This is a genomic window from Rhizobium sp. 268 (assembly GCF_036571585.1).
In the GTDB taxonomy this organism is placed as follows: domain Bacteria; phylum Pseudomonadota; class Alphaproteobacteria; order Rhizobiales; family Rhizobiaceae; genus Rhizobium; species Rhizobium redzepovicii.
The window spans coordinates 287,935-306,081 of record NZ_JAPPSO010000008.1 but is presented as its reverse complement, the minus strand read 5'-3'; the positions used below and the strand labels follow the sequence as shown (position 1 = coordinate 306,081).

The 18,147-nt window shown below is 61.5% G+C and carries 17 protein-coding genes; all 17 read right to left on the bottom strand.

Annotated elements, in window-relative coordinates; genetic code table 11:
• Positions 1-2: 2 nt before the first annotated feature.
• Positions 3-1,673 (bottom strand): ribonuclease J, encoded by a 1,671-nt coding sequence (locus tag OS035_RS18005; protein WP_310806122.1) that lies wholly within the window; start codon positions 1,671-1,673, stop codon positions 3-5.
• 17 nt (positions 1,674-1,690) lie between these two features.
• A complete protein-coding gene (locus tag OS035_RS18000; RefSeq protein WP_310806121.1) occupies positions 1,691-2,455 on the bottom strand; it encodes a biotin--[acetyl-CoA-carboxylase] ligase in 765 nt (254 codons plus the stop codon).
• Complete coding sequence (gene nuoN, locus OS035_RS17995) at positions 2,455-3,900, bottom strand: NADH-quinone oxidoreductase subunit NuoN (protein WP_003587266.1); 1,446 nt, start codon at positions 3,898-3,900, stop codon at positions 2,455-2,457. Before nuoN ends, OS035_RS18000 begins: the two co-directional genes overlap by 1 nt.
• An 18-nt stretch (positions 3,901-3,918) precedes the next feature.
• A complete protein-coding gene (locus OS035_RS17990) occupies positions 3,919-5,430 on the bottom strand; it encodes an NADH-quinone oxidoreductase subunit M (protein WP_097627212.1) in 1,512 nt (503 codons plus the stop codon).
• Positions 5,430-7,430, bottom strand: coding sequence for an NADH-quinone oxidoreductase subunit L (nuoL, locus tag OS035_RS17985; RefSeq protein ID WP_310806120.1), 2,001 nt, complete (start codon positions 7,428-7,430; stop codon positions 5,430-5,432). The genes OS035_RS17990 and nuoL overlap by 1 nt, the downstream gene beginning before the upstream one ends.
• 7 nt (positions 7,431-7,437) lie before the next feature.
• Positions 7,438-7,746, bottom strand: a complete 309-nt coding sequence (gene nuoK / locus OS035_RS17980; protein WP_049734055.1) for an NADH-quinone oxidoreductase subunit NuoK — start codon at positions 7,744-7,746, stop codon at positions 7,438-7,440.
• 22 nt (positions 7,747-7,768) lie between these two features.
• Positions 7,769-8,383 carry an NADH-quinone oxidoreductase subunit J gene (locus OS035_RS17975; RefSeq protein WP_003573901.1) on the bottom strand — a complete coding sequence of 205 codons (615 nt, stop codon included), beginning with the start codon at positions 8,381-8,383 and terminating at the stop codon, positions 7,769-7,771.
• 140 nt (positions 8,384-8,523) lie between these two features.
• Positions 8,524-9,015: an NADH-quinone oxidoreductase subunit NuoI gene (gene nuoI, locus OS035_RS17970; protein ID WP_003587270.1), complete on the bottom strand. Its 492-nt coding sequence runs from the start codon at positions 9,013-9,015 to the stop codon at positions 8,524-8,526.
• A gap of 40 nt (positions 9,016-9,055) precedes the next feature.
• Positions 9,056-10,099, bottom strand: coding sequence for an NADH-quinone oxidoreductase subunit NuoH (nuoH, locus tag OS035_RS17965; RefSeq protein WP_003587271.1), 1,044 nt, complete (start codon positions 10,097-10,099; stop codon positions 9,056-9,058).
• Between the two features lie 12 nt (positions 10,100-10,111).
• Positions 10,112-12,193 (bottom strand): NADH-quinone oxidoreductase subunit NuoG, encoded by a 2,082-nt coding sequence (gene nuoG / locus OS035_RS17960; RefSeq protein ID WP_131711061.1) that lies wholly within the window; start codon positions 12,191-12,193, stop codon positions 10,112-10,114.
• A 223-nt stretch (positions 12,194-12,416) separates the two neighbouring features.
• Positions 12,417-13,085, bottom strand: coding sequence for a 5' DNA nuclease (locus OS035_RS17955; protein ID WP_331813937.1), 669 nt, complete (start codon positions 13,083-13,085; stop codon positions 12,417-12,419).
• 2 nt (positions 13,086-13,087) lie between these two features.
• Entirely contained in the window at positions 13,088-14,392 is a 1,305-nt protein-coding gene (gene nuoF, locus OS035_RS17950; RefSeq protein ID WP_003558451.1) for an NADH-quinone oxidoreductase subunit NuoF, read from the bottom strand.
• A gap of 10 nt (positions 14,393-14,402) precedes the next feature.
• Positions 14,403-15,569: an NADH-quinone oxidoreductase subunit E gene (locus tag OS035_RS17945; protein ID WP_097627204.1), complete on the bottom strand. Its 1,167-nt coding sequence runs from the start codon at positions 15,567-15,569 to the stop codon at positions 14,403-14,405.
• Between the two features lie 16 nt (positions 15,570-15,585).
• On the bottom strand, positions 15,586-15,858 hold the full coding sequence (locus tag OS035_RS17940; protein WP_097627202.1) for a hypothetical protein: 273 nt from the start codon (positions 15,856-15,858) through the stop codon (positions 15,586-15,588).
• Complete coding sequence (locus OS035_RS17935) at positions 15,858-17,048, bottom strand: NADH-quinone oxidoreductase subunit D (protein WP_012557331.1); 1,191 nt, start codon at positions 17,046-17,048, stop codon at positions 15,858-15,860. The genes OS035_RS17940 and OS035_RS17935 overlap by 1 nt, the downstream gene beginning before the upstream one ends.
• 63 nt (positions 17,049-17,111) lie before the next feature.
• Positions 17,112-17,501: a four helix bundle protein gene (locus tag OS035_RS17930; RefSeq protein WP_097627200.1), complete on the bottom strand. Its 390-nt coding sequence runs from the start codon at positions 17,499-17,501 to the stop codon at positions 17,112-17,114.
• A 34-nt stretch (positions 17,502-17,535) separates the two neighbouring features.
• Positions 17,536-18,138 carry an NADH-quinone oxidoreductase subunit C gene (locus tag OS035_RS17925; RefSeq protein WP_097627198.1) on the bottom strand — a complete coding sequence of 201 codons (603 nt, stop codon included), beginning with the start codon at positions 18,136-18,138 and terminating at the stop codon, positions 17,536-17,538.
• Positions 18,139-18,147: the final 9 nt, after the last annotated feature.

Here is an 18,147-nt window from a genome sequence, read left to right as displayed (position 1 = left end):
GGTCAGACCTTGGTGACGAAGGCGGTGACAATCGGCTTCTTGCCCCAGGCATGGTTGGCAGCGGCGCGGATAGCGCGGCGGACGGCCTCCTGCACCATGTCGATATCCTTGCGACGGGCGCGCGGAATGCTTTCGATAGCACTGATCGCCGCATCGAAGAGCGTATCTTCCATCTCTTCGCCCTCGTCGTCGTAGACAGGCAGGCCGATCGAAACGAGATCGGGATCACCGACGATGTCATAACGGGCGTCGAGCACGACGCTGACTGCGACATGGCCAACATAGGAGAGCTTCTTGCGCTCGCCGATCCCCATCTCGTCGAAATCGCCGATCAGCGAGCCGTCCTTGTAGATGCGGCCATGCGGCGCCTGGCCGATCACCTCGGCGGGGCCGGGTGCCAGCCGCAGAATGTCGCCGTTGCGCACCCTCGGCACGATGGCGATGCCGGATTGCTCGGCAAGTTCCTTATGCGCCGTCAGATGCGTCGCCTCACCATGCACCGGCACGACGATCTTAGGCCGCGTCCACTCATACATCCGCTGCAGCTCGTTGCGGCGGGGATGGCCGGAAACGTGAACCAGCGCCTCGGTATCGGTGATGATGTGCACGCCCTGCTCGACGAGGCCGTTCTTGATGTCCTGGATCGCCTTCTCGTTGCCGGGAATGGCGCGGGAGGAAAAGACGACGATATCGCCTGCCGCAAAGGCAACGTTGCGCATCTCGTCGCGGGAGAGCTTGGCAAGCGCTGCCCGTGCCTCGCCCTGGCTGCCGGTCAGGATGACGACGACCTTATCGCGCGGGATGTAACCGTATTCCTCCTCGGAGATGAAGGGTTTCACGCCCTCCATCAGGCCGATATCCTGGGCGACGTCGACAACCCGCTTCAGCGAGCTGCCGAGCAGCAGCACTTCGCGGCCAGCCGCCTCGGCCGCCTCGGCGACGGTGCGGATGCGCCCGACATTCGACGAGAAGGTGGTGATCGCCACCCGGCCTTCGGCATCTTCGATGATCTTGCGCAGGCTTTCCGAGACATCCTTTTCGGAGGGCGAAACACCGTCGCGCAGCGCATTTGTGGAATCGCACATCAGCGCCAGCACGCCCTCGTCGCCGAGCTGGCGGAACCGCGTCTCATCGGTCAGGGGGCCAAGCGAGGGCTCGTGGTCGATCTTCCAGTCGCCGGTATGGATGACATTGCCGGCCGGCGTGCGGATCATCAGCGACATCGGCTCGGGGATCGAATGGTTGACGGCCACACCTTCGATGTTGAAGGGGCCGACATTGATGGTGTCGCCTGCCTTGAACGGCGTCACCGGCACTTCGCCGATCCTGGCCTTTTCGAAATTGCGCTTGGCTTCGAGCAGACCAGCGGTAAAGCCCGAGGCATAGACCGGCACGTTCAGGCCCGGCCAGAGATCAGCGAGCGCGCCATAGTGGTCTTCATGCGCATGCGTGATGATGATCGCCTTGAGATTCTTGCGCTCACTGGCGAGGAAGCGGATATCGGGCAGCACGAGGTCGACGCCCGGCAGGTCGGGGCCGGGAAAGGTGACGCCGCAATCGACCATGATCCATTGGCGATGCTCGGGCGGGCCGTAGCCATAAAGAGCGAGATTCATGCCGATCTCGCCAACGCCGCCCAGAGGCAGGAATACCAACTCGTCCTGTTTCGCCATAATTTTCGTTTTTTCCGCTATCCAAAAAACACATCACCGGCAGCAATGGGCATTATCCTGCCAGTGCCGGTATCGAGCATCAACAAGCCATTATCATCAATTCCGGCGAATTGTCCGGAAATCGATCTGTCCGGCAAATTCACCGTGATCTTTTCGCCGATGCCGCAGGCGATCGCGCGCCAGCGTGCTGTGATCTCGGCGATGCCCCGGCCCTCGTCCCATTGATCAAGCACATCCGCCATCGCCGCGAAGAGATGGGCGAAGAGTTCTTCCGGCGACGCCGCACTTGCATGGTCACGCAGGCAAGTGACGGGATAGAGCGGATTATCCGGCATGACCGAGACATTGATGCCGATGCCGACGATCAGAGCGTAACGGCCGTCCGGTAGCCTCTCGCCTTCGACGAGAATGCCGCAGGTCTTCTTGCGGCCGATGAGGATGTCGTTCGGCCATTTGACCTCGAGCGGCTCGGCGCCCGGCGGCAGCACATGGCGGATCGCCTGGTGCACGGCAACGGCGACGGCAAGCGGCAGGGAACTCAGGCGCTCCATCGGCGCCGGATCGATCAGCAATAGAGAGGCGTAGAGATTGCCGCGTTCGGACACCCAGAGCCGGCCGCGGCGGCCGCGGCCGCCGGTCTGCCGTTCGGCCGTCACCCAGAGATTGCCGCCGTCGCCCGCCCGAGCCCGGGCAAGGCATTCGCTGTTGGTGGACGATGTTTCCGACAGAGCCTCGTGCCTGAAATCGCCGAGCGATATCCGGCGCCGTCCGTCGGAAGCCATCAAAAGAGCGTCGCGGCGGCCAGCTCTGCCGCGCCGCCGATCGGGCCGCCGATTAGGACATAGGCGGTGACGAAGAGGCCGGAGAGACCGAAGACCAGACGCAACGAACCGGAGACGCGGGCGAATTCGCCGGTCGCCTCATCGAACCACATCAGCTTGATGACGCGCAGATAATAGTAAGCGCCGACGACCGAGGCGAGAACGCCGATGATGGCAAGCGCATACAGCTTGGCTTCAATGGCAGCGACGAAGACGAAGTATTTGGCGAAGAAGCCGGCGAGCGGCGGAATGCCGGCAAGCGAGAACATCAGCGCCGTCAGCACCACCGCCATGAACGGGTTGGTGGTGGAGAGGCCGGCGAGATCGTTGACCTCCTCGACCACGGTGCCGTCCTTGCGGCGCATCGACATGATGATCGCAAAGGTACCGAGGGTCATGACCATATAGATGACCATGTAGAGCATGACACCGGAAACACCGGTCTGATTGCCGGCGGCAAGGCCGACCAGCGCATAGCCCATGTGGCCGATCGAGGAATAGGCCATCAGCCGCTTGATGTTCTTCTGGCCGATCGCGGCAAAGGAGCCGAGCAGCATCGAAGCGATCGAGATGAAGACGACGACCTGCTGCCAGTCGGCCAGAACCGGCTGGAAGGCAGTGATGACGATGCGGGTCATCATTGCCATGGCGGCAACCTTGGGGGCTGCGGCCAGGAAGGCGGTGACCGGCGTCGGCGCGCCTTCATAAACATCCGGCGTCCACATATGGAAGGGAACGGCGGAGATCTTGAAAGCGATGCCGGCGAGGATGAAGACCAGGCCGAAGATCAGACCGAGCGAACGCGCACCCTCGACCGAAAGCGCCTGGGCGATCTCGGAGAAGTGGGTGTGGCCGGTAAAACCGTAGACCAGCGACATGCCGTAGAGCAGCATGCCGGAGGAAAGCGCGCCGAGGACGAAATATTTCAGACCGGCTTCGGTCGACTTCAGGCTGTCGCGGTTGATCGCGGCAACGACATAGAGCGCCAGCGACTGCAGTTCCAGCGCCAGATAGAGCGAGATCAGGTCGTTGGCCGAGATCATCAGCAGGATGCCGAGGGTCGCCAGCACCAGCAGAACCGGGAACTCGAACTTGTCGAGCTGATTTTCCCTGGCATGGCCCATCGTCATGAACAGGGCAACCAGTGAACCGATGAGCGCTACCAGCTTCATGAAGCGCGAGAAGCCGTCGGCCATGTAGACGCCGCCATAGGCAAGGCCTTCCGCCGGCACGAAGAGCAGCCACAGACCGGCGGCGAGCAGCAGGACGATGGCGAGGCCGGTGACGACGAGGCCAGACCGCTCGCCTGAGAAGACGCCGACCATCAACAGGACAAGGGCGCCGACCGCGAGGATGAGCTCCGGCGCGGAAAGATGCAGACTGAGGAGAATTGTTTCAGCGGTCATGTCCGATAAGTCCCGTCATCAATTCATAGACAGCGCAATATTCTGCGCTGCGTGCACGGCGGCCGTGTAGTTGTTGACCAGCAGATCCACCGAGGCGGCCGTCGCATCGAAGACCGGGGCCGGGTAAACGCCGAAGAAGATGGTCAGTGCGACCAGCGGGTAGAGGATCAGCTGTTCGCGTCTGGAGAGATCGAGCAGCGCCTTCAGCTTTTCCTTCTCGAGCGCGCCGAAGATCACCCGGCGATAAAGCCAGAGCGCATAGGCGGCCGAAAGGATGACGCCGGTGGCGGCAAAGAGCGCGACCCAGGTGTTGACCCGGAAGACACCCAGCAGCGTCAGGAATTCACCGATGAAGCCCGATGTGCCGGGAAGCCCGACATTGGCCATGGTGAAGACCATCATGGCGACGGCATACTTCGGCATGTTGTTGACGAGGCCGCCATAGGCGTTGATCTCCCGGGTGTGGGTGCGGTCGTAGACGACGCCGACGCAGAGGAAGAGCGCGCCGGAGACGATGCCGTGTGAGAGCATCTGGAAGATCGAGCCCTGAACACCCTGCATGTTGGCGGCGAAAATGCCCATGGTGACATAGCCCATGTGCGCCACCGAGGAATAGGCGATCAGCTTCTTGATGTCGTCCTGCATCATCGCCACCAGCGAGGTGTAGATGATGGCGATGACCGACAGCGCGAAGACGAACGGCGCGAAATAATCGGATGCGACCGGGAACATGCCGAGCGAAAAGCGGATCAGACCGTAGCCGCCGAGCTTCAAGAGCACGCCGGCCAGGATCACCGAGCCCGCCGTCGGCGCCTGAACGTGGGCATCCGGAAGCCAAGTATGAACCGGCCACATCGGCATCTTCACCGCAAAGGAGGCGAAGAAGGCAAGCCATAACCAGGTCTGCAGCGCCGGCGGGAACTTATAGGCGAGCAGCGCGGTAATGTCGGTCGTGCCGGCCTGCCAGTACATCGCCATGATGGCGAGCAGCATCAGCACCGAGCCGAGCAGCGTATAAAGGAAGAACTTGTAGCTCGCATAGACACGGTCCTTGCCGCCCCAGACGCCGATAATCAGGAACATCGGAATGAGGCCCGCCTCGAAGAAGACGTAGAACAGCACGATATCGAGCGAGACGAAGACGCCGACCATCATCGTTTCCAGGATGAGGAAAGCGATCATGTATTCCTTCAGGCGCTTCTCGATCGAGAGCCAGCTCGCCAGCACGCAGAAGGGCATCAGGAAGGTCGACAGAATGATGAACAGCATGGAGATGCCGTCGGTGCCGACATGATAGCCGATGCCGGTGCCGAGCCAGTCATGCTTCTCTACCATCTGGAAGCCCGGATTGGCATTGTCGAAGCCGATCCAGATGAAGAGCGAGACGACGAAGGTGAAGACGGTGGTGATCAGCGAGATCCACAGCACGTTCTTCCGGCCGCTCGCGCTCTCGCCGTTCATCAAGAGCAGGAGCACCACGCCGACGAGCGGCAGGAAGGTGACCGTTGTAAGAATAGGCCAATCGGTCATCAGAAGGAACTCCCGAGCATCATCCAGGTAACAAGCGCCGCAATGCCGATCAGCATGGCGAAGGCGTAGTGATAGAGGTAACCGGTCTGCAGGCGGACGACGCGGTCGGTGACGGCGACGACCCGGGCGGCCACGCCGTTCGGGCCGTAGGTGTCGATGACGCCGACATCACCCTTCTTCCACAGGAAGCGGCCAAGCGCCTTGGCGGTGCGGACGAAGAGGAAATCGTAGAGTTCGTCGAAGTACCACTTGTTCAACAGGAACTGATAGAGAACCCGGTGCTGCCTGGCGAGGGTGCGCGGCGTCTGCGGCGAACGGATATACATGTACCAGGCAAGGGCGAAGCCGAGCAGCATGGCGATGAAGGGGCTCAGGCCCACGAGCGCCGGCACGTGATGGAACTGTTCGACGAGTTCGTTCTCGGCGCCGGTGAAGAGCGCGCCCTTCCAGAACTCGGCATATTCCTCGCCGTAGAAGCGACCTTCGAAGATCACGCCGGCAAGCACAGCGCCGATCGCGAGGAGATAGAGCGGCACCAGCATGACCTGCGGCGATTCATGAACGTGGTGCATCACTTCGTGCGAAGCGCGCGGCTTGCCGAAGAAGGTCATGAAGATCAGGCGCCAGGAGTAGAAGCTCGTAAACAGAGCCGCGATGACCAGCAACGAGAAGGCAAAGCCTGCGACCGGCGAATGCGAAGCATAGGTCGCCTCGATGATCACGTCCTTGGAGAAGAAGCCGGCAAAGCCGATCGGCGTGAAGGGAATGCCGACACCGGTAATCGCCAGCGTGCCGATGATCATCAGGCCGCCTGTAACTTTGATATGCGGCCAAAGCCCGCCCATGTAGCGCATGTCCTGCTCGCCATCGACGGCATGGATGACTGAGCCGGCGCAGAGGAACAGCAGCGCCTTAAAGAAAGCATGCGTGAACAGATGGAAGATCGCCGCGCCGTAGGCCCCGACCCCGAGCGCCACGAACATGTAGCCGAGCTGCGAGCAGGTCGAATAGGCGATGACGCGCTTGATGTCGTTCTGCACCAGGCCGACCGTCGCCGCGAAGAAGGCGGTGATGGCGCCGATCACCGTGACGACGACGAGTGCGTCCGGCGACAGTTCGAAGAGCGGCGACATGCGGGCGACGAGGAAGACGCCGGCGGTGACCATGGTGGCGGCATGGATGAGGGCCGAGACCGGGGTCGGGCCTTCCATGGCATCAGGGAGCCAGGTGTGCAACAGGAACTGCGCCGACTTGCCCATGGCGCCCATGAATAGCAGCAGGCAGACGCCGGTCAGCGCATGCGCCTTGTCGAGCTGCATGCCGAAGAGGTTGAGGATCACTTCGCTCGCCTCGCCGCCGCCTTCATGCGGGGCGAAGTTCGAGGCATTGGCGAAAATCGTGTCGAAGTTGATCGAACCGAACAGCACGAAGACGCCGGCAATGCCGAGCACGAAGCCGAAGTCGCCGACGCGGTTGACGATGAAGGCCTTCATCGCCGCAGCCGTTGCCGACGGCTTCTTGAACCAGAAGCCGATCAGCAGATAGGAGGCAAGACCGACGCCTTCCCAGCCGAAAAACATCTGCGCCAGGTTGTCGGCCGTCACCAGCATCAGCATGGCGAAGGTGAAGAGCGAGAGATAGGCGAAGAAGCGCGGGCGATGCGGATCGGTGTGCATGTAGCCGATCGAATAGACGTGAACCAGCGTCGAGACCGTGTTGACGACGATCAGCATGACGGAGGTCAGCGTATCCACGCGCAGCGACCAGGAGACGTCGATGCCGCCGGACTGGATCCAGCGCAGCACCTCGACCTTGATCGGCCCGCCTTCGCCGTGGCCCATGCCGACGGTGAAGAAGACGTACCAGGAGAGGATGGCGGCGATAACCATCAGGCCGCTGGTGACATATTCCGAAGCCTTGGCGCCGATGGCGCGGCCGAACAGGCCGGCGACGATCGCACCGATCAAGGGAAGAAAGACGATAGCCTTATAGAGGAACATGAGCCACTCAGCCCTTCATCATATTGACGTCTTCGACCGCGATCGAGCCGCGGTTGCGGTAGAAGACAACGAGAATTGCAAGACCGATCGCCGCTTCGGCAGCCGCCACCGTCAGGATGAACAGCGCGAAAACCTGGCCGACGATGTCGTTCAGGAAGGAGGAGAAGGCGACCATGTTGATGTTGACGGAAAGCAGGATCAGTTCGACCGACATCAGGATGACGATGACGTTCTTCCGGTTCAGGAAGATGCCGAACACGCCGAGCGTGAAGAGGATGGCGCTGACCGTCAGGTAGTGGGAAAGTCCGATGACCATGTTCTTTGTTCCTTGACCTGCCTTAGACGCCCTGCCCGGGCTTGACCGACACCACCTCGACGGCGGTGGCGGGCGTGCGGGCAACCTGCCTCGGGATATTCTGACGCTTGATGTTGGTGCGGTGCCTCAGCGTCAGCACGATGGCGCCGATCATCGCGACCAGCAGCACCAGACCGGCGATCTCGAAGAAATAGACGTAGTTGGTGTAAAGCACGTCGCCGAGAGCAGCCGTATTCGTGCGCTCGCTGAGCGCCGGGATCGGCATGGCGACGGATTTGGCGATCTCAGGCGAGATGACGCTGCCGCCGATGACGACGATCAGCTCGGCTGCGAGAATGATCCCGATCAGGCCGCCGATCGGCGCATATTCGAGAACCCCTGCCCTGAGCTCGGTGAAGTCGATATCGAGCATCATCACCACGAAGAGGAAGAGCACGGCGACGGCGCCGACATAGACGACCAGCAGGATCATCGCGAGGAATTCGGCACCGAGCAGCAGGAAGAGGCCGGCCGCGTTGAAGAACACCAGGATCAGGAACAGAACCGAGTGAACCGGGTTCTTCGCCCAGATGACCATGAACGCCGACGCCACCGCGACAAAGGCGAAAAGATAGAAAAATAGAGCCTGCAGACCCATGTTGGTGCCTTTTTCATCTTCCCCCGGGCAGCCGGGAGTTTTTCTGCCCGATAGAGTTTGCGCGGCTGACCGGCAAAGCTCCTGTGCATATTGACCGCGACCGGAGCAGCAAAGCTCCCTTGCGGCATTTCAAAACTCGATCAGCGGTACGGCGAGTCGATCGCGATATTGCGGGCGATTTCGCGCTCCCAACGGTCTCCGTTGTCGAGAAGGCGCGCCTTGTCGAAATAGAGCTCTTCGCGGGTTTCCGTCGCAAATTCGAAATTCGGCCCTTCGACTATCGCGTCGACGGGGCAGGCTTCCTGGCAGAAGCCGCAATAGATGCACTTCACCATGTCGATGTCGTAGCGCACCGTGCGGCGGGTGCCGTCGTTGCGGCGCGGACCGGCCTCGATGGTGATGGCCTGGGCAGGACAGATCGCCTCGCAAAGTTTGCAGGCGATGCAGCGTTCCTCGCCGTTCGGATAGCGGCGCAGCGCATGCTCACCACGGAAACGCGGGGAAACCGGTCCCTTTTCGAAGGGATAGTTGATCGTCGCCTTCTGGCGGAAGAAATAGCGCATCGACAGAAAGAACGCGCCGAAGAATTCCTTGAGGAACAGCGAGCTGATGGAGCTGGACAAGCTTCCCATCTTCAACCTCCAATTTTGCCGGAAACGAGAGAGGGCGTCATCATGCCCATCCCATCAGCTTCAGCACGAATGCAACGATGATGACCATGGCGAGCGACAGCGGCAGGAAAACCTTCCAGCCGAGGCGCATGAGCTGGTCGTAGCGATAGCGCGGGACGAAAGCCTTGACCATCGCGAACATGAAGAACACGAAGCAGGCCTTCAGCATGAACCAGATGATGCCCGGGACCCAGTTGAGGATCCAGATGTCGACCGGAGGCAGCCAGCCGCCGAGGAAGAGGATCGTCGTCAGCGAGCACATCAGGCAGACGGCCGCATATTCGCCGAGCATGAACATCATGTATGGCGAGGAGCCGTATTCGACCATGAAGCCGGCAACGAGTTCCGATTCGGCTTCCGGAAGGTCGAAGGGCGGACGGTTCGTTTCGGCGAGCGCCGAAATGAAGAAGATGATGAACATCGGGAAGAGCGACAGCCAGTGCCAGTCGAGGAACGACGCCGGCAGGCCGAGCATGGTGCCGAGGCCGGTATGCTGCGCATTGACGATATCGGTCAGGTTCAGCGAACCGACGCAGAGAAGCACGGTGACGATGACGAAGCCGATCGAGACTTCATAGGACACCATCTGTGCGGCCGAACGCAGCGCGCCGAGGAACGGATACTTCGAGTTCGAAGCCCAGCCGCCCATGATGATGCCGTAGACCTCGAGCGAGGAAATCGCGAAGATGTAGAGGATGCCGACATTGATATTGGCAATCACCCAGCCGTCGGCAAGCGGCACCACCGCCCAAGTGGACAGTGCCAGAAGCACCGTCACCAGCGGGGCAAGCAGGAACACCGCCTTGTTGGCGCCGGCCGGAATGATCGGCTCCTTGAAGACGAATTTCAGAAGGTCGGCGAAAGACTGGAAAAGGCCGAAGGGGCCGACGACGTTCGGGCCGCGGCGCAGCTGCACGGCCGCCCAGATCTTGCGGTCGGCGAGCAGAACATAGGCGATGAAGACGAGCAGGCAGACCAGAAGCAGCAGCGACTGACCGATCATGATGATCGCCGGCAAGACATAGGTCGAAAAGAAAGAATCCATAGTCCCCTGCCCTTACTCTGCCGCGACTTTGAAGTTGTTGCGGGCCAATGCCGAGCACTCCGCCATCACTGCCGAGGCCCGCGCTATCGGGTTCGTCAAATAGAAGTCTTTCACCGGCGACGCAAACCCTGACTTGTTCATCTTGCCGGCTTTTTTCGCAACTGCGGCAATTTGGGCGCTATCGGTTTCGGCGATCTCGTCGATGGCGGCGAAATGCGGGAAAGTGGCATAGAGCCGGACGCGCAATTCGCTCAGCGAATCGAAGGGAAGCTTCTTGCCGAGCACGTCGGAAAGGGCGCGGATGATGGCCCAGTCCTCGCGGGCGTCGCCTGGCGCAAAGCCTGCGCGGTTGCCCATCTGGACGCGGCCTTCGGTGTTGACCCAGGTGCCGGACTTTTCAGTATAGGCTGCGGCCGGCAGGATGACGTCGGCATGATGGGCGCCGTTATCACCATGCGAACCGATATAGACGGTGAGCTTGGCCTTCTTGGCGGTGAAATCGAGTTCGTCGGCGCCGAGCAGGAAGAGCACATCCATCGCCGTCAGCATTTCGGCGGCATTGACGCCCTTGGCACCCGGCACGAAGCCGAGGTCGAGGCCGCCGACGCGCGAGGCGGCGGTGTGGAGGACGGCAAAGCCGTTCCAGCCTTCGACGACTGCGCCGACCGAACCGGCAAGCTTGGCGGCGCTGGCGAGAACACCGGCGCCGTCGGTGCGCGACAGCGCGCCCTGGCCGATGATGATCATCGGCTTGGCCGCGTTCTTCAGCACCTCGGCGAAGGCGTGGCCGCCGTCAACCAGATCCTTCAGCGTGTCCGGACCGCCGCCTAGATAGTCATAGCTATAGCGCAGTTCGCCCGGCTCGCCGATGACGCCGATCGGGAACTTGCCGCGGCGCCAGCGCTTGCGAATACGGGCGTTGAGGATGGCTGCCTCGAAACGCGGATTGGCGCCGATGATCAGCAGCGCGTCGGCCTGGTCGATGCCGGAAATGGTCGGGTTGAAGAGGTAGCTTGCACGGCCGAGCGACGGATCGAGTGCCGCCCCATCCTGCCGACAGTCGAGATTAGCGGATCCGAGCGATTTCACCAGTTCGGAAAGCGCATACATTTCCTCGACCGAGGCAAGGTCGCCCGCGATCGCGCCGATCTTGTCGCCCGATGTGGCGCCGACGGCGGCCTTGATGGCGCCGAAGGCTTCAGCCCAGGTGGCGGGCTGCAGGCGGCCGTCGCGGCGGACATAGGGTCGGTCGAGGCGCTGGGTCTTCAGGCCGTCCCAGATGAAGCGGCTCTTGTCGGAGATCCACTCTTCGTTGATCGCCTCGTTGACGCGCGGCAGGACACGCATGACTTCGCGGCCGCGGGTGTCGACGCGGATCGCCGAACCGACGGCATCCATGACGTCGATCGATTCGGTCTTGTTCAATTCCCAGGGACGCGCGGTGAAGGCGAAGGGCTTGGAAGTCAGCGCGCCCACGGGGCAGAGGTCGACGACATTGCCCTGCAGTTCGGAGGTCATTGCCTGTTCGAGATAGGTGGTGATCTCGGCATCTTCGCCGCGGCCGATCAGGCCAAGCTCGGAAATCCCGGCGACCTCGGTGGTGAAGCGGACGCAACGCGTGCAGTGGATGCAGCGGTTCATCACCGTCTTGACCAACGGGCCGATATACTTGTCTTCGACGGCGCGCTTGTCTTCCTGGTAACGCGAGGTGTCGATGCCGAAGGCCATCGCCTGGTCCTGCAGGTCACATTCGCCGCCCTGGTCGCAGATCGGGCAATCGAGCGGATGGTTGATCAGCAGGAATTCCATCACGCCTTCGCGGGCCTTCTTGACCATCGGCGTGTTGGTGAAGACCTCGGGAAGTTCGCCGTTCGGGCCGCCGCGGATGTCGCGTACGCTCATGGCGCAGGAAGCCTGCGGCTTCGGCGGGCCGCCCTTCACCTCGACAAGGCACATGCGGCAATTGCCGGCAACCGACAGGCGCTCATGGAAGCAGAAGCGCGGAACCTCGGCACCGGCATCCTCACACGCCTGCAACAGCGTGAAATGATCCGGAACTTCGATCTCGTTGCCGTCAATCTTCAGTTTTGCCATCGTCGCTCAGTCCTGTTTCCCGTTTGCCTGATGACGGCAAACAAACCTATTTTTGCAACAGTCTCATTGCCAAGCCGGATCTTTCGTCCTGCCGACATCTGATGCCGCCCAAATTCTCTGTCGCGTGTTCCAGGTCCGGAACCCGCATCGGCTTCTGCAGCGTGAGGCCCCCGCCCGTCCGCCGATCTGCCCATTTTTCCGGCCGATTGCACGGCCGGACAGTTCATTTCTTGCGGCGCGCCCGCCCGGCCAGAACTTTCGCCTGGCCGCTCCAGTCGTCGCGACCGATGCGGCCGTTGAAGCCAAGCTCGGCGTCGAGACGGGCGATGTCCTCATCGTTCCAGCCGGCAATTTCGGCGAAGCTGCAAATGCCCCTGGCGTTCAGCACCTGCTCCAGCTTCGGGCCGATGCCGGCGATCAGCTTCAGATCATCGGCCTTTTTCGCTCGCGCGACCGGTTTTGCCTTCTCAGCCGGCTTCGGCTGGCTTGCCGGTACCGGTTCGCTGACCGGCCTGACAACCGTCAATTTCGGCCCTGCCCTCTTCGCGGCCGCCGGCTTGACGACAACCTTCACGGCAGGGCGAATATTCTCCGGACGGATCTCGACGTCGGGCGTGAGTTCGTCCGGCGGCGTATCATCGAGGGCGGCAGCGACCTTGCCGGTCGTTTCCAGCGCGCTCTGGAAGGCGCCGAAGAAGGCGCCCGCCATCTGCGTCGAGAGGCCGAAGCCGATCGCCGTTGCAGCGGCAAAGGCGGCGGCCGGATGCGCCATCAGCGGATGCACGGGCATTGCCCGTGCATTTTCCAGCATCTCGGCGGCGAGACGGCCGAAGCCGGCCGCGAAATCGGCGGCGTCTTCCTTCTTTCCACTCTTCGATGCGTTGTCCGCCATGATTATTCAGCCGCCTCCAGAACCGCGCCATGATCGAGAGCGCTTGCCGTATACTGGTCGATGCGCTTTTCGATCTCGGGACGGAAGTTACGGATCAAACCCTGCACCGGCCATGCGGCGGCATCGCCGAGCGCGCAGATGGTGTGGCCTTCGATCTGCTTGGTCACCTGGAACAGCATGTCGATTTCGCGCTTCTGGGCATTGCCCTTGGCCATGCGCTCCATCACGCGCCACATCCAGCCCGTGCCTTCGCGGCAGGGCGTGCACTGGCCGCAGCTCTCATGCTTGAAGAAGGCGGAGATGCGGGCGATAGCCTTGATGACGTCGGTGGACTTGTCCATGACGATCGCGGCCGCCGTGCCGAAGGAGGAGCCGACGCCACGCAGGCCGTCGAAATCCATCGGGCAGTCGATGATGTCCTTGGCCGGCACGATCGGGCAGGATGCGCCGCCCGGAATGACGGCGAGCAGATTGTCCCAGCCGCCGCGGATGCCGCCGGCATGGCGGTCGACCAGTTCGCGGAAGGTGATGCCCATTTCCTCTTCGACCGTGCACGGCTTGTTGACGTGACCGGAGAGCATGAACAGCTTGGTGCCGACATTGTTTGGGCGGCCGATGGCCGAGAACCAGCCGGCGCCGCGGCGCAGGATCGTCGGGGCAACGGCGATCGATTCGACGTTGTTGACAGTTGTCGGGCAGCCGTAGAGGCCCATATTGGCCGGGAAAGGCGGCTTCAGGCGCGGCTGGCCCTTCTTGCCCTCGAGGCTTTCGAGCAGCGCGGTTTCCTCGCCGCAGATATAGGCGCCTGCGCCGTGATGGACGAAGATGTCCATGTCCCAGCCGAGCTTGTTGTTCTTGCCGAGCAGGCCGTAATCATAACATTCGTCGATCGCCGCCTGCAGCGCTTCGCGCTCGCGGATATATTCGCCGCGCACATAGATGTAGGCGGCATTGGCGCCCATGGCGAAGCTGGCGACGACGCAGCCTTCGATCAGCGTATGCGGATCGTGGCGCATGATATCGCGGTCCTTGCAGGTGCCGGGCTCCGATTCGTCGGCATTGACGACGAGGTAATGCGGGCGGCCGTCGCTTTCCTTCGGCATGAAGGACCATTTCAGGCCCGTGGGAAAGCCGGCGCCGCCGCGGCCGCGAAGGCCCGAGGCCTTCATCTCGTTGATGATCCAGTCGCGGCCCTTTTCGAGGATCTGTTTGGTGCCGTCCCAGTGGCCGCGGCTCATTGCGCCCTTCAGGGACTTGTCCTTGAGGCCGTAGATGTTGGTAAAGATGCGGTCTTTATCTTGTAACATGCTTCACCTCTTACCGCGGCTTCTTGCCGAAGACCTTGATATATTCCGCTTCGCCGCCCTTGGCGAGCGCCTTGGCCTGCTTGACCCAGTCGTCGCGCTCGATGCGGCCGCGGAAGTTCAGGTAGCCGTCGACCCATTCGCGTTCGGCCTTCTTCCAGCCCGCGACCTGCGAGAAGGTGAAGATGCCGATTTCGTTCAGCGTCGCCTCGATCTTCGGGCCGACGCCGGAGATCATCTTCAAGTCATCCGGCGCGGCGGGTTTTTCGATGCCGGCCGGACGGTTCTTGTCGGTGAGCGCAAGCCTTGCCGCCGGGGCGGCTTCGGCCTTGGCGGCAGCCACCGGTGCCGGTTCGGCGGGCGCAGTGCCGGAAACCGGCTGCTGCTCGGCAGCCTTGGCATTCCTGGCAGCCGCCTTCGGCGCCGTTGCCGGCGTCTTCAGGGCGGCGTTGGTTTCGGCATCGGTGCTCTTCGGGCGGGCAGCCTCGGAGGGCGGAACCGGAGCGGCGTCGACCGGAGCCGAAATGCTTTCGGCATCGGCCTTCTTGGCGCGCGTCCTTGTCTTCGGCTCTTCCGTCGTCAGCGAGGTTGGGCCGCCTTCGGGTGCCGAGAAAATCCGGTCGATCTGGGTGCCGGGCCTGATGCTCGCGCCATTGCCGGTGGCAAAGGTATCGATGATTTCTTCGAGACGCGCCGGCGTCAGGTCTTCATAGGTGTCCTTGCCGATCATCACCATCGGGGCGTTGACGCAGGCGCCAAGACATTCGACCTCTTCCCAGGACAGCGTGCCCTCGGCATTGCGCTCGAAGGCGTGGGCGTGGATCTTGCTCTTGCAGACCGACATCAGCGCTTCCGAGCCGCGCAGCATGCAGGGCGTCGTACCGCAGACCTGGACATGGGCGCGGGTGCCGACAGGATGCAGCTGGAACTGCGTATAGAAGGTCGCGACCTCGAGCACCCGGATATAGGCCATATCGAGCATGTCGGCGATCTTTTCGATCGCCGCGCGCGTGACCCAGCCGTCCTGCTCCTGTGCCCGCATCAACAGCGGGATGACCGCCGACTGCTGGCGGCCGGCGGGGTATTTCTGGATCGTCTTGTCCGCCCAGACCGCATTTTCATCGCTGAAAGCGAATGCGGCAGGCTGAAATTGATCTTCGGCTAATCGACGAACGGACATTCTTCCTCACGCCTTGTCAGTTTAGGGTTCCACACCGCGAAGCGGTCAAAGACTGCATTTCGCAGGCATAGGCCGACTGGTCTTTCTGCATAAACACTACGAATTTGCTGCCATTCGGAATGGCAGCCTTGATTTGATAGCCCTTGGACAAAAGATCGCCCATGGACGTTTGCGCCGCCGGCGGCGTCACTTCCTTACGGCCCAGCGGCGTGCCGAGCGTATCGGTCTCCTGGGCCGAAACCCCGGATGCCGCAAGAAGAAGTACGACAGCAAGCGGCAGACGCTGCATCAGCGGTCCACCTCGCCGAAGACAATGTCGAGCGAGCCGAGCACGGCTGCGACGTCGGCAAGCTGGTGGCCGCGGCACATGAAATCCATCGCCTGCAGATGCGCATAACCGGGCGCACGGATCTTGCAACGATAGGGCTTGTTGGAGCCGTCGGAGACAAGATAGACCCCGAACTCGCCCTTCGGCGCTTCGACCGCGGCGTAAACTTCGCCGGCCGGCACGTGGTAGCCTTCGGTATAGAGCTTGAAGTGGTGGATCAGCGCTTCCATCGAGCGCTTCATCTCACCGCGCTTCGGCGGCACGACCTTGCCGTCGATCGACGAGAAGGGACCGGTTTTGGCATCCGACAGCAGACGGTTGACGCATTGCTTCATGATGCGGACCGATTGGCGCATCTCGATCATGCGGATCAGGTAGCGGTCGTAATTGTCGCCGTTCTTGCCGATCGGAATGTCGAATTCGAGATCGGAATAACATTCGTAAGGCTGCGAGCGACGCAGATCCCAGGCAGCGCCCGACCCGCGCACCATGACGCCGGAGAAGCCCCAAGCCCAGCAATCCTCCAGCGAGACGACGCCGATATCGACGTTGCGCTGTTTGAAGATGCGGTTGCCGGTCAACAGATTGTCGATATCGTCGAGCGCCTTCAGGAAGGGATCGCACCAGTCGCCGATATCCTGGACGAGCTGTTCCGGCAGATCCTGATGGACGCCGCCCGGTCGGACATAAGCGGCGTGCATGCGCGAGCCGCTGGCGCGCTCATAAAACACCATCAGCTTTTCACGCTCTTCGAAGCCCCAGAGCGGCGGCGTCAGCGCGCCGACGTCCATAGCCTGCGTCGTGACGTTCAAAAGATGCGAGAGGATGCGGCCGATTTCCGAATAGAGAACGCGGATCAACTGGCCGCGAATCGGGATCTCGATGCCGAGCAGCTTTTCCACCGCCAGCGCATAGGCATGCTCCTGGTTCATCGGCGCGACGTAGTCGAGACGATCGAAATAGGGCACGGCCTGAAGATAGGTCTTGGTTTCGATCAGCTTCTCGGTGCCGCGATGCAACAGGCCGATATGCGGATCAACCCGCTCCACAATTTCGCCGTCAAGCTCCAGGACAAGACGAAGAACGCCATGTGCCGCCGGATGCTGCGGTCCGAAATTGATGTTGAAGTTGCGGACGTTATGTTCGGTCATGGCGATTAACTCGCTTAGAGTGAGTAGTGAATAGTGAGCAGTGATTAGTTTTCATCACTCTCGCTATTCGTCAGCTTTCCTGTGCTGAACGCTTCGGATAAGCGATCCCAGCATCTTTCCAATTTCGTCGCATTGGTCGAGCAATTCGTCCAAGGCCGAGGCTTGAAGAACGCCAATTCTTCCGGCGATGATCAAATGCGTCTCCAACTCTTTCAACGAGCCCTGTGCGATCTTGAGAAATTGGGCAAACGAACCTCGATTTTCTCTTCCGTATCCCTCCGCGATGTTCGCGGCCACGGAAACGGAAGATCGTCTAATCTGGCTGGTCATTCCATAGATCTCTTCGCGCGGGAAGGTTCTCGTCACCTCATAACAAACGACAGACAGCTCGATAGCAAATTGCCAGACTTTCAAATCACGGTAGGAACTTATTTTCCCGTTCGTTACCCAAATATCTGCCCACTATTCACTACCAACTAATCACTACTCACTGCTTCGCCTTCTCATCCCCCGGCAACACATACTCCGTCCCCTCCCAAGGCGACATGAAGTCGAAGTTGCGGAATTCCTGCTTCAACTCGACCGGCTCGTAGACAACGCGTTTGGCGGCGTCGTCGTAGCGGACCTCGACGAAACCGGTCGTCGGGAAGTCCTTGCGCAGCGGATGGCCTTCGAAGCCGTAGTCGGTCAGGATGCGGCGCAGGTCCGGATGGCCGGTGAAGAGCACGCCGTACATGTCCCAGGTTTCGCGCTCGAACCAGTCGGCGCCGGGATGGACGGCGCAGGCCGACGGAACCGGCGTATCCTCGTCGGTTGCGACCTTGACGCGGATGCGCAGATTCTGCTTCGGCGACAGCAGGTGATAGACGACGTCGAAACGCAGCTCGCGCTGCGGCCAGTCAACGCCGCAAATATCGATCAGGTTGACGAAACCGCATTTGGCGTCGTCGCGCAGGAAGGTCAGAAGCGCGATCAGGTTTTCACCCGTCGTCGTCAGCGTCAGCTCGCCATACTTCATCTGCGATGCGGCGATCAGATTGCCGCGCACTTCGCCAAGGTAGGACGCAAGCTCAGTCAGGGCTTCACTCATATGCCTTGT

Coding starts and splice junctions, on each gene's coding strand:
- OS035_RS18005 (WP_310806122.1), bottom strand. CDS start 1,673: ATGGCGAAACAGGACGAGTTGGTATTCCTGCCTCTGGGCGGCGTTGGC.
- nuoH (WP_003587271.1), bottom strand. CDS start 10,099: ATGGATTCTTTCTTTTCGACCTATGTCTTGCCGGCGATCATCATGATC.
- OS035_RS17955 (WP_331813937.1), bottom strand. CDS start 13,085: ATGGCGGACAACGCATCGAAGAGTGGAAAGAAGGAAGACGCCGCCGAT.
- OS035_RS17975 (WP_003573901.1), bottom strand. CDS start 8,383: ATGGGTCTGCAGGCTCTATTTTTCTATCTTTTCGCCTTTGTCGCGGTG.
- nuoL (WP_310806120.1), bottom strand. CDS start 7,430: ATGTTCCTCTATAAGGCTATCGTCTTTCTTCCCTTGATCGGTGCGATC.
- nuoG (WP_131711061.1), bottom strand. CDS start 12,193: ATGGCAAAACTGAAGATTGACGGCAACGAGATCGAAGTTCCGGATCAT.
- OS035_RS17940 (WP_097627202.1), bottom strand. CDS start 15,858: ATGCAGCGTCTGCCGCTTGCTGTCGTACTTCTTCTTGCGGCATCCGGG.
- nuoI (WP_003587270.1), bottom strand. CDS start 9,015: ATGGGAAGCTTGTCCAGCTCCATCAGCTCGCTGTTCCTCAAGGAATTC.
- OS035_RS17935 (WP_012557331.1), bottom strand. CDS start 17,048: ATGACCGAACATAACGTCCGCAACTTCAACATCAATTTCGGACCGCAG.
- nuoK (WP_049734055.1), bottom strand. CDS start 7,746: ATGGTCATCGGACTTTCCCACTACCTGACGGTCAGCGCCATCCTCTTC.
- OS035_RS17945 (WP_097627204.1), bottom strand. CDS start 15,569: ATGTCCGTTCGTCGATTAGCCGAAGATCAATTTCAGCCTGCCGCATTC.
- OS035_RS17990 (WP_097627212.1), bottom strand. CDS start 5,430: ATGACCGATTGGCCTATTCTTACAACGGTCACCTTCCTGCCGCTCGTC.
- nuoF (WP_003558451.1), bottom strand. CDS start 14,392: ATGTTACAAGATAAAGACCGCATCTTTACCAACATCTACGGCCTCAAG.
- nuoN (WP_003587266.1), bottom strand. CDS start 3,900: ATGACCGCTGAAACAATTCTCCTCAGTCTGCATCTTTCCGCGCCGGAG.
- OS035_RS17925 (WP_097627198.1), bottom strand. CDS start 18,138: ATGAGTGAAGCCCTGACTGAGCTTGCGTCCTACCTTGGCGAAGTGCGC.
- OS035_RS18000 (WP_310806121.1), bottom strand. CDS start 2,455: ATGGCTTCCGACGGACGGCGCCGGATATCGCTCGGCGATTTCAGGCAC.